Below are 11768 nucleotides of genomic sequence, written 5' to 3'. Positions count from 1 at the left end.
GACGACGATGGGCACCACCAGTCAGGACACCGGCCTTGATCTCATCCGGAGGATCCGCACCCTGCCGGAAAAGCGGCAGCGCGCCCTGATCGCGCTGCTGCGCAAGCAGGGCGTCGACCTCTCCGCGCTCGAGACCATCCCCCGGCTGCCCCGGACCGACGGCACACCTGTGCCGCTGTCCTTCACCCAGCAGCGGCTGTGGTTCCTCGCCCAGCTGGACGGCACCGGCGCCGCCTACAACATCCCGATGGCGATGCGGCTGCACGGCCGCCTCGACCGCCCCGCGCTGCTGCGCGCCCTGGAGGCGGTCGTCCAGCGGCACGAGGTGCTGCGCACCCGGTTCGCCGACGAAGGTGGCGTACCGCGCCAGGTCATCGGCGACGGAAGCGACTTCACGGTCGCCGAGGAGGAGCTGACCGACCCGGCGCGGCTCGCCGCGATCTGTCGCGACGAGGCCGCCGCCCCGTTCGACCTGGAGCGCGGTCCGCTGATCCGGACCAGGCTGCTGCGGCAGTCGGAGCAGGAGCACCACCTGCTCGTCACCACGCACCACAGTGTGTCCGACGGCTGGTCGGTCGGCGTGTTCTTCCGCGACCTGGTCGCCCTGTACGAGGCGTTCTGCGCGGGCCGCCCCGACCCGCTGGAGCCGCTGCCCGTGCAGTACGCGGACTACGCGCACTGGCAGCGTGAGCGGCTCGCCGGTGACCTGCACGGCCGTCAGACGGACTACTGGCGGGGTCAGCTCGCCGGGGTCGACCCGCGGCTGACGCTACCCGCCGACCGGGAGCGCCCGCGGGTGAAGACGTACACGGGGGCCCGTGAGAGCTTCACCTGCCCGGCGGAACTGCTGAGCGCCCTGCGTGACGTCGCCAAGGTGCACGAAGCCACGCTCTACATGACCCTGCTGGCCGCCTACACCGTCGTCCTCAACCGTTACACCCACCAGACGGACATCGCCGTGGGCACGGTCGTCGCCAACCGCGGGCGACGCGAGGTCGAGGATCTCGTCGGCTTCTTCGCCAACACCCTGGTGATGCGCGCGGACCTCGCGGACGACCCGGACTTCCGCGATCTGCTGGCCCAGGTGAAGAAGACCGCCCTGGAGGCCTACGACCATCAGGAAGTCCCCTTCGAGGCCGTCGTGGAGGCCCTGGACACCGAGCGCAGCCTCGCCCATGCGCCCGTCTTCCAGACGATGTTCGTCCTCCAGGAGGCACAGACCCGACGGGACGTCACCCTCGGCGGCCTGCAGGTCTCCCCGGTCGACTTCGATCTCAGCTTCACCAAGTTCGATCTGACCATCGACCTGCGGGAGTCCCCCGACGGCCTGGTCGGCACCGTCGAGTACAACCCCGACCTGTACGACCGCAAGACCATCCGGCGCTTCATCGGCCACTACACCCGGCTGCTCGCCGCCGTCGCCGACGATCCGGCGCTGCCCGTGTCCCGGCTCGCCATGATCGACGCCGAGGAACGTCGCCAGGTGGTCGAGGTGTTCAACGACACCGAGCGAGCCTTCAGCGACGACCGGTGCCTGCACGAACTGTTCGAGGAGCGGGTGGCCCGGCACCCCGAGCGCACGGCCCTGGTCACCACCGACCGCTCATGGACGTACGCCGAACTCGACGCCTGGGCCGACCGGATCGCCCGCGGTCTGCGCCGGCACGGTGTCGGGCCGGACACCCTGGTCGGGCTGCACGCCGAGCGTTCCGCCGAGATGGTCGCGGGCATTCTGGGCGCCCTGAAGGCCGGGGGCGCCTACATGCCGATCGAGCCGTCCTACCCGGCGGCCCGCCGCACCGACCTCGTGGACCACTCCGGGGTCGCCGTGGTCCTCACCCAGCCGCATCTGGAAGCCGAACCACTGCACGGCGTCGAGCACCTGCTCGTCCTGCACCCCGACGGCACCCTGCGCGACCAGGAGGGCACGGACGTCCTCGACGCCCCGGACGCGGATGTCCCGGCCGCTCAACCCGCCGCGCACGCGGGGAACTTGGCGTACGTGATCCACACCTCCGGCTCCACGGGCCGCCCCAAGGGCGTGATGATCGAGCACCGGGCCGCGGTGAACCGCATCGAGTGGATGCAGAACGAGTACCGGCTCACCGAGGACGACGTCGTCCTGCAGAAGACCCCCTACAGCTTCGACGTGTCCGTCTGGGAGTTCTTCTGGCCGCTGCTCTCCGGCGCCGCTCTCGCGATCGCCGTGCCCGGCGGTCACCGCGACCCGGCCTACCTGGTCTCCGCCGTCCGCGCGTTCGGCGTGACCACCCTGCACTTCGTGCCGTCGATGCTGCGCAGCATCGTCGAGGACCCGGGCTGGGCGCGGTGCACGACCGTACGGCAGGTGTTCTGCAGCGGCGAGGCGCTGCCCGCGGACCTGTGCGCACGCCACTACGAGCGGCACACCGCGCCGCTGCACAACCTGTACGGGCCCACCGAGGCGGCCGTCGACGTCAGCCACTGGACCGTCCCCGCCGATGGCACGCCGCGCGTCGTCCCCATCGGCCGGCCGATCCAGAACATCCAACTGCATGTGCTCGACGATGCTCTCGCGCCGCAGGGCATCGGCTGCGTCGGCGAGCTGTACATCGCCGGCGTGGGGCTGGCCCGCGGCTATCTGCACCAGCCCGAGCTGACCCGCGAACGGTTCGTGCCCAACCCGTTCGACGCTTCGCCCGATGCCCGCATGTACCGCACCGGCGACCTGGTGCGCCGACTGCCCGACGGAGACCTGGAGTTCCTCGGCCGCGCCGACGACCAGGTCAAGGTGCGCGGCTTCCGTATCGAGCCGGGCGAGATCGAGCACCGGCTCACGGAGCACCCCGCCGTCCGCTCCGCGGCCGTCCTGGTCCGTGAGGACCAGCCCGGCAGCCCCCGCCTGGTCGCCTACGTGGTGCCCGAACCGGGCCACGCCCTCGCCGACCACCGCGCCGACCTGGTCCGCCACCTCGAGGGCGCCCTGCCCGAGTACATGGTGCCGAGCGCGTACGTCGAACTCGCCGCCCTGCCGGTGACCGCGCACGGCAAGCTGGACCGCCGTGCCCTGCCCGCCCCCGGCATCGACGCCTTCGCCCAGCGCGCCTACGTCGCACCCGTCACCGGCACCGAACGGCAGCTGGCCGACGTCTGCGCCGAACTCCTCGGCTTCGACGCCGACCGGGTCAGCGCCGAGGACAACTTCTTCGCCCTCGGCGGCCATTCCCTGATGATCACGGTGCTGGTGGCGCGGCTGAAGGAGAGCGGTCTGCACGTCACCGTCCAGGACGTCTTCACCGCGCCCACGCTGGCCGAGCTGGCGGCGCGCATCGACGCGACCGGGGCGACGCCCGCGCACACCGTCCCCGCCAACCGGATCCCGGAGGGCTGCGAGCGCCTCACGCCCGACCACCTCGCGCTGATCGACCTGACACAGGAGCAGATCGACACCGTCGTGGCCGCCGTGCCCGGCGGGGCGGCCGCCATCCAGGACATCTACCCCCTGCTGCCCACGCAGGAGGGCATCTTCTTCCACCATCTGATGGACCCGGACAACGACCCGTATCTCGTCTCCACCCTCTACCGGGCCGACGACGAGCAGGCGTGTACCCGGTTCATCGACGCGCTGCAGCGCATCGTCGACCGCCACGACGTGATGCGCACCGCCGTTCTCACCGCAGGCCTGCCCGAACCGGTCCAGGTCGTGCACCGGGCCGCGCGGCTCCCCGTGCGGCGGATCAGGCTCACCGCCGGCCGGGACCCCGAGGAGCAGGCGAGGGAACTGCTCGCGCGCCAGGAACGGATGCGCCTCGACAGCGCGCCGCTGCTGCGCCTGGTCGTCGCCGAGGAGCCGCACTCGCAGCGGCGCCACCTGCTGCTGACCGCCCACCATCTCATCGAGGACGCCACCTCCCTGCGACTGATCCTGCAGGAGCTGGCCGTGCACATGGCGGGCCGCGCCGACCTGCTGTCCACCCCGGCGCCCTACCGCGACTTCGTCTCCCACACCCTGGCCAGGCACACCGCGGACGACACGGTGGCCCACTTCCGGGCAGTGCTCGAAGACGTCACGGAGCCCACGGCGCCGTTCGGCCTCATCGACGTGCACGGCAACGGCCGACGGGTCGGCCGGCTGCGCCGAGCGCTGCCCGAGTCCCTCGCACGCGACCTGCGGGCCCAGGCCCAGCGGCTGCAACTGAGCCCGGCCTGTCTCTTCCACGCGGCGTGGGCCTGCTTCGTCTCGGCCACCAGCGGGCGCGACGACGTGGTGTTCGGCGCCGTGATGTCCGGGCGCCTGCAGGGCGTGCCCGGGGTGGAGCGCATGCTCGGCAACTTCATCAACACGCTTCCCCTGCGCACCCGGCTCGCCGGCCGGACCGTGCGGGAGCTGATCGCGGACGTCGACACCGGGCTGCGGGAGTTGATCGCACGGGAGCAGAGCCCGCTGAGCCTGGTCCAGCGGTGCAGCGGCCTGGACGGAGACGCCCCGCTGTTCAGCGCCGTGGTCAACTTCCGGCACTTCGAGGCGGAGCACGACGCGGCGCTGCCCCGCATCGACGACCACGGGGTGCGCTTCCTCGCGGCCGTGGACGCCATCAACTACCCCGTGACGGTGTCGCTCGACGACTTCGGCACCGAGCTGTCGCTGGACGTCCAGGTCGAGGAGACGGTCACCTGCGAGGCGGTGGCGGACTGCCTCGAAACGGCGTTGGCGGGCCTGGTCGCCGCCCTCGCCAAGGACGACGGGAACGGTACCGCCGCGCTGGACGTCAATGTCCTGCCGGCGGGCGACCGCCGGCGCCTGGCCGAGTGGAACGACACCGCGACACCCCTCCCGCACGAGACGCTGCCCGCCGCGTTCGAGGCGCAGGTCGCACGTACTCCGGACCGCACCGCGCTGGTCTTCGAGGGCCGCACCCTGTCGTACGCGGAGCTGAACGCCCGTGCCAACCGGCTCGCGCACTGGCTGATCGAGCGGGGCGCCGGGGTCGGGCAGCGGGTCGCGATCCGGATGCCGCGCTCGTTCGACCTGGTGGTCGCCGTCCACGCCGTGGTGAAGACCGGAGCGGCGTACCTCCCCATGGAGACCGACCTCCCGGACGAGCGCGTGGAGCAGGTGCTCGCCGACAGCACGCCGCTGCTCGTCCTGGAGGAGCTGCCGGACACCACCGGCTGCCGGGACGAGGACCCCCGGACCCGGGTGGCCGGGGAGGACGCCGCGTACGTGCTCTACACCTCGGGTTCCACGGGCCGGCCGAAGGGCGTGGTGATCCCCCATCGTGCGGGCCTGAACTGGACCGCGTGGAAGCAGAGCCACTACGGCATGAGCGGCGAGGACCGGATGCTGCTGAAGACGTCGGTGGGGTTCGACGTCTCGGTGCCCGAGCTGTTCTGGCCGCTCCAGGTCGGCGCGGCCGTGGTGATCGCCCGTCCCGACGGCCAGAAGGATCCGGAGTATCTCGCACGGTTGATCCGCGACGAGCGGGTCACCGACCTCCACTTCGTCCCGTCCATGCTGGCCGAGTTCCTGTCGGAACCGACCGCGGAACTGGGCACCGGCCTGCGCCGTGTCGAGACCGCGGGCGAGGCGCTCCCGGTCGAGCTCGCCGAACGGTTCGCACGCGTGCTGCCGGACGCCGAACTGCACAACCTCTACGGGCCCACCGAGGGCGGTCCCGTCACCGCCTGCCGCTACCGCGCCGAGCCCGGAGCGACCGCCGTGCCCATCGGCCCTCCGGTGTGGAACACCCGGGTGTACGTGCTGGACGAGGCGCTGCGCCAGGTACCGCTCGGAGTGCCGGGTGAGCTGTACGCCTCGGGCGACGGCATGGCCTGTGGCTATCTGAACCGGCCGGAGCTGACCGCCGAGCGGTTCGTGGCCAGCCCGTTCGCCCCCGGAACACGTATGTACCGCACCGGTGACCTGGTGAGATGGCGTGCGGAGGGCACGCTCGACTACCTCGGCCGGGTCGACGACCAGGTCAAGGTGCGCGGCTTCCGCGTGGAACCCGGCGAGGTCGCGAACGTGCTGCTCAAGCACCCCTCGGTGCACCGGGCCGTGGTCGTCCCGCAGGGGAGCGGCGCCGCCCGCACGCTCGCCGCCTACGTGAGCCCGACTCCCCAGTGGCTGCACACCGCCGACCAGGAGGAGAACGCCGCCCACCTCGAACAGTGGTGGCGGCACGTGGACGACCGGTATGCGCACGGCACCGGATCCGCCGACCAGGAACCCGTCGAGGCCGCGCTCCGGCAGCTGGAGCGCATACGCCCCGAACGGGTGCTGGAGATCGGCTGCGGCGGGGGAGAGCTGCTCCTGCGCTACGCCGCCGACTGCGCTTCGGTGCACGCGCTCGACCCGTCGGCCACGGCTCTCGACGCGGCCCGCCGCGGCGTCACCGGCCGCGGCTGGTCGCACGTCACGCTGACCCAGGGGGACGCCCTGTCCGTGGCGGAGCTGCGGGGCGAGAAGTTCGACACGATCGTGCTCAACTCGGTGCGGCACTTTCCGAACGAGCAGTACCTGGAACAGGTACTCGGCCTCCTGGTCCCCCTCCTGGAGGACGGCGGCAGCATCCTCGTCGGCGGCGTCCGGAACCTGGATCTGTTCACCGCCCAGCTCTGCGCGGCCGAGCAGGACCGTACCGAGTCCGGCGGCGCCGTCGACGCGCCGGCCACCCAGGTGCGGCGCAGCCGGCGCCAGGAGCGGGAACTGCTCGTCAGCCCGACGTACTTCGCACGGCTGCCGGAGCGTCTGCCCGAGCTGGGGGCCGTCGACCTCGTCGTCGGGCGGGGCGAGGGAAGCAGTGAGGCACTCGCCTACCGCTACGACGTGATCCTGCGCAAGGACGTCGCGCCGGCCGCCTCCCTGCCGTGGCTGGAGGCCGCCTCCCCGGCGGAGCTGCGCGCTCTCCTGGACGGCGACGTCCCCGACCGGTTCGGGGTGAGCGGCCTGACGAACCCCCGTGTCACCGACGCGGTGCGCCTCGGCGCGGAGTTCGGGCGCAGGCCGCAGCCCCGATCGGCCGAGCCGCTCGCGCCCCGATCGCGGACCGCGGACGAGGTCCGGGAGCTGGAAGCCGTTCTCCGGCACGCCGAAGAGCTCGGCTTCCAGGTGGCGGCCACCTGGTCGCAGGACCGGCTCGACGGCCTCGACCTGGTGCTCGGCCGGGACGAACTGCCCCGGGTACGGGCGCGTGAGCCGTATCGGGCACCCGCCGCGACCAACCATCCGCAGCTCGGCAGCAGGGGGCCGTCGCTGGCCCGCGCCCTCAAGGAGCACCTCTCCGCGCAGCTGCCGCACTACATGGTGCCCGGCGTGTTCGTGGTCCTCGACGAACTGCCGGTCACACCGAACGGCAAGGTCGACAAGCGGGCCCTGCCGGCCCCGGACGAGGCCGACGTGACCAAGGAGCGGTATGTCGCCCCGCGGACCGAGGCACAGCGCGCGCTGTGCCGGATCGTCGCCGACGTCCTCGGTCTCACCCAGGTCGGACTCCAGGACAACTTCTTCGATCTCGGCGGACACTCCCTGCTCGCGACCCGGCTCACCCTGCGGATCAAGAAGGAGACCGGCGCCGAGCTGCCGCTCCAGCTGATCTTCAGCGGGGCCACCGTCGAAGAGATGTCCGCCGTCCTGGAGCAGCCGGCACGGCAGGACAGTGGACCGTCGGACCAGGCCGACCCGGCGCAGGCCGACGAGGCCGGGCAGCGGGGTCCGGCACCCATCACGCTCCAACAGCGCGACCTGTGGTTCCTCAACCGGCCCGCACACCTGGGAACGGCGCACGACAACGTCCAACTGGCGTTCCGGATCAACGGCTTCCTGGACCGTGAGGCCTACGCGCGCGCCGTGGGGGCGCTGGTCGAACGCCATGCGGTGCTGCGCACCGGCTATGCCCGGCACGACGGCACCGTGACCCAGCGCGTCCATCCCGCCGCCGACTTCGCGGTGCGGCAGGCGGCCGTCGACGAGGAAGGGGCCATGGAGTGGCTGCGCGCCGAACGGCTGCGGCCCTTCGCGCCGGAGGACCGGTACGCGATCCGGGCACACCTGCTCACCGTGTCCGACGAGCAGCACATCGGGGTGCTGACCCGGCCCTGGGGCGTCTTCGACGGCTGGTCCGTGAACGTCGTGCTGGCGGAGCTGCTGGAGCTGTACCGCGCCTTCAGCCGTGGGACGGCACCGGAGCTGCCCGAACTGCCGCTGTCGTACGCCGGGTTCGCCCACTGGCAGGCGCACACGATCGACGCCGCGGAGCTCTCCCGCCAAGAGAGCTACTGGCGGCGCCAACTGGCAGGGCTGCCGGCCTGTCTGCCGCTGCGCACCGACTACGAGCGATGCCCGGTCAAGACGTACCAGGGCTCGTCGGTGGATCTGCGGATCTCCGCCGAACTGCTGGAGCGGCTGCGCCGGTTGAGCCAGGACCAGGGGGCCACGCTCTACATGACCCTGCTGTCGGCCTTCGCCGTTCTCCTGGGCGGTCACCTGGACGGCAGCGAACTGGCCGTCGGCACCGCGGTGTCGAACCGCCCCCGGAGCGAACTGGACGGCGTGGTCGGCTACTTCGTCAACCTGGTGGCACTGCGGCTCGACGTGCCCGCAGACCGTCCCTTCCCCGACATCCTGGCGCAGGCCAGACGCGTCACCACCGAGGCGCACGAACACAAGGACCTGCCGTTCCCCGACCTGGTGCGGGCCCTGGTGCCCGCTCCGGAGCCGGACTGTTCCCCGCTGTTCCAGGTGATGTTCAACCTGCTTCCCGCCGCCGCCCCCACCGCGGCCGGCGGTGACGGCACGGACCTTGAGGTGCTGCCCATCCGTCCCGCGACGACGACCACCAAGTACGACCTCAACCTCGTCGCGGAGGAAACGGCGTCAGGGCTGCGGGGCTACCTGGAGTTCAGCACCGACCTCTACTCCCAGCGGACCGTCGAGCGCATGGCCCGCACCTACGAGCGGTTGCTGGCGGAGATCGTGGCGTCCCCGCAATCGGACGTGGCCCACCTGCGCGCCGCCTCGGCGGCGACGCCGGACTCACCGAGGACGCCTTGATGACCAGTCCCTTCGACAGACCGGACACCGACTACCTCGTCCTCGTCGACGACCGGCGGCAGCACTCGCTGTGGCCGTCGGCCATCGACGTCCCGGCCGGCTGGACCGTGGCCTTCGGACCCGCGGGGCGGCCGGACTGCCTGGCGTTCACCGCGGCGGCCTGGACGGATCCGCCTCCGGCGAGCGCATGCCCGGTCGAGCACCGGCCGGCCCGGCCGGCACCCGCATCACCCGACGGGTCAGGCCCGCAGGAGGCGGCCCGGCACTCAAGCAGCAGAAGGAGAGACAGCATCATGACCGCGACCACCTCGATGGTTTCGGCGCCTCCCACCATGGCGGGCCACCCGCTGTTCGGGTCGCTGATGGACCTCCAGCGGGACACGCTGGGCACCTACCGCAAGGCGCTGCGCGACCACGGTGACGTGGTCCGGTTCACGGTGGGTCCGCCGGGAATGCGGGCGGAGTTCTACGGTGTGTTCTCGGCGGACGGCGCCCAGCAGGTGCTGGCGTCCTCGGCGCAGACGTTCTCCAAGGAGAACCGGTTCCTCGGGGAGCTGCGGCAGTCGTTCGGCAACGGGCTGCTCACCAGCATGGGGGACGAGTACCTGCGCCAGCGCCGTATGCTCCAGTCGCTGTTCACACCTCGTCAGGTGAACGAGTACGGCTCGGAGATCACCCAGGAGACCGGCAGCCTCGTCGAGCGGTGGCGGACCGCGCCGGACGCGACCGTCGACGTGGCGGAGGAGATGACGGGGCACACGCTGCGGACGATCTCCCGTATCCTCTTCGGCCGGAAGAACGACGTGGACGCGATGGTCCCCACGGTGCAGCGCAACTTCCCGCTGATCAACGCCTATGCGGTCAAGCGGGCGTTCGCCCCGGTGAACCTGTCCCGGAAGGTGCCCACGCCGGGCAATCGGCGCGCCGCCAAGGCGCACCGTGAGCTGTACGAGGTGTGTGACGAGATCATCTCGGGCCGCCGGGCCGAGGAGTCGACCGGCTCGACCGGCCGGAACGACATGCTCAGCCTGCTGGCGCGGGCACACGACGACGACGGCAACCCGATCAGTGCCCAGGAGACCCGGAACCAGGTCCTCGTCTTCCTCGTCACCGGTCACGAGTCCACCGCCACCACACTGGGCCTCACCTTGCATCTCCTCGCCTGCCACCCCGAGGTGCAGGCCCGCGCCCACCAGGAGGTCGACAGCGTCCTGAGCGGTCGTGAGCCCGTCGCCGAGGACCTGGAGAGACTTCCCTACCTGACGCGGGTGCTCAAGGAGACGCTCCGCCTCTACCCCGCCGCGCCGGCCCAGGGCCGCATCGCCACCGAGGACGTGCGCGTCGGCTCGTACACCATTCCGGCCGGCGCCGACGTGGTGGTCAGCTCCGGCGTCGTCCAGCGCCGCCCCGACATCTGGGAGGACCCCGACGCGTTCGACCCGGACAGGTTCCTGCCGGAGCACGAGGCCGCGCGCCCGCGCTACGCGTGGTTCCCGTTCGGCGGTGGTCCGAGGGCGTGCATCGGCCAGCACCTGGCGATGCTGAACGCCACCCTCACACTGAGCGTGCTGCTCCAGAACTACTCGTTCACCGCCGTCGACACCGACATTCCGCTGAACACCGGAATAACCCTGCGACCCACCGGTCAGGTCCGCTGCAGACTGACGCCGCGAACGTGAAATCGGCCTTGCTGGAGTGAATGCAATCGAGCTAGGCTGAGCAAGCTGTCCGAGTGAGATCTCTGAGCGGGATCTCTGAGCGGGATCCCCGAAAAGGGCGCCGCGCCTTCTGCAGGCAGCCTCCGCCGGTCCGCCGATGTCCGGCCGGTATTCCTACCCCTGGCAACATCCCACGGCTGATTCTTCCTGGGCTCGTCACAGGATCAGCAGAGTTTATTGTTCCGGCGAGTCCGGCGAATGCGTACAGGAGACATGAGGGTGCACAAGGAATTCGCGGTCGTGACCGGCGGTACCAAAGGTATCGGGCTCGGACTGAGTGGGCGCCTGGTGTCGTTGGGGTACCGGGTCGTGGCGCTCTACCGGAACGACAAGGACTCGGCCGGCGCGGCCGAGCGCGAGTTCGGCGACTCCTTCCGGGCCGTGCGGGCCGACCTGGCGGACCCCGACGCGGTGGCGGCCGTGGCGGGCGAGCTGCTCGCGGCGTACGGGGCGCCGAAGGTGCTGGTCAACAACGCCGGGCGGAACATCGACCGTCCCTTCCTCGACATGTCGTTCGACGACTGGGACCAGGTGATCGCGGCCAACCTGTCCGCGCCGTTCTATCTCACGCGCACGCTCGCGCCGAGGATGCTCGACGCGGGCGGCGGCTCGGTGGTGAACGTCGCGGCCACCACGGGGATCCGCCCGCGGCTCGACGGGCTGAACTACTGCGCCAGCAAGGCGGGGCTCCTGCACTTCACGAAATGCCTTGCGATGGAACTCGCTCCGACCATTCGCGTCAACTCGCTCATTCCCGGAATGATTGACACCGAGGAGATGCGCACGCGATTCCGGACCGATGAACCGCACTACCGCGACAAGTTGCTCGATGAGATCCCGCAGCGACGCATCGGGGATGTCGACATGATGGCCGACGCGTTGGAATTCCTGATCGGGGAGAAGTCCTCGTACGTTACCGGTCAGAAGTTGATCGTGGACGGTGGACAGTTCATGTGGTGATTCTCGTGGCATGAACGAGAAAGTATCCACTCTCATTTTCCGAAAAGAGGCTGTGTACG

The 11768-nt window shown here is 70.9% G+C and carries 3 protein-coding genes; all 3 read left to right on the top strand.

What is annotated here, in order from left to right:
• The first annotated feature begins 7 nt into the window (after positions 1-7).
• The 3 genes from AB5J49_RS09180 (at position 8) to AB5J49_RS09170 (ending at position 11709) form a co-directional block, all read left to right on the top strand.
• Positions 8-9031, top strand: a complete 9024-nt coding sequence (locus tag AB5J49_RS09180) for an amino acid adenylation domain-containing protein (protein ID WP_369168034.1) — start codon at positions 8-10, stop codon at positions 9029-9031.
• The gene (locus AB5J49_RS09175) at positions 9031-10710 is read left to right on the top strand and encodes a cytochrome P450 (protein WP_369168033.1); all 1680 of its coding nucleotides are present in this window, start codon (positions 9031-9033) and stop codon (positions 10708-10710) included. The genes AB5J49_RS09180 and AB5J49_RS09175 overlap by 1 nt, the downstream gene beginning before the upstream one ends.
• A gap of 258 nt (positions 10711-10968) precedes the next feature.
• Positions 10969-11709, top strand: a complete 741-nt coding sequence (locus AB5J49_RS09170; protein WP_369168032.1) for an SDR family NAD(P)-dependent oxidoreductase — start codon at positions 10969-10971, stop codon at positions 11707-11709.
• Positions 11710-11768: the final 59 nt, after the last annotated feature.

Source organism: Streptomyces sp. R28 (assembly GCF_041052385.1).
Classification (GTDB): domain Bacteria; phylum Actinomycetota; class Actinomycetes; order Streptomycetales; family Streptomycetaceae; genus Streptomyces.
Note: the sequence above shows the minus strand (reverse complement) of the source record. Positions and strands in the feature narration are given on the sequence as shown.

Excerpts from the sequence above, each read along its gene's own strand:
- AB5J49_RS09180 (WP_369168034.1), top strand. The coding sequence starts at position 8 with ATGGGCACCACCAGTCAGGACACCGGCCTTGATCTCATCCGGAGGATC.
- AB5J49_RS09175 (WP_369168033.1), top strand. The coding sequence starts at position 9,031 with ATGACCAGTCCCTTCGACAGACCGGACACCGACTACCTCGTCCTCGTC.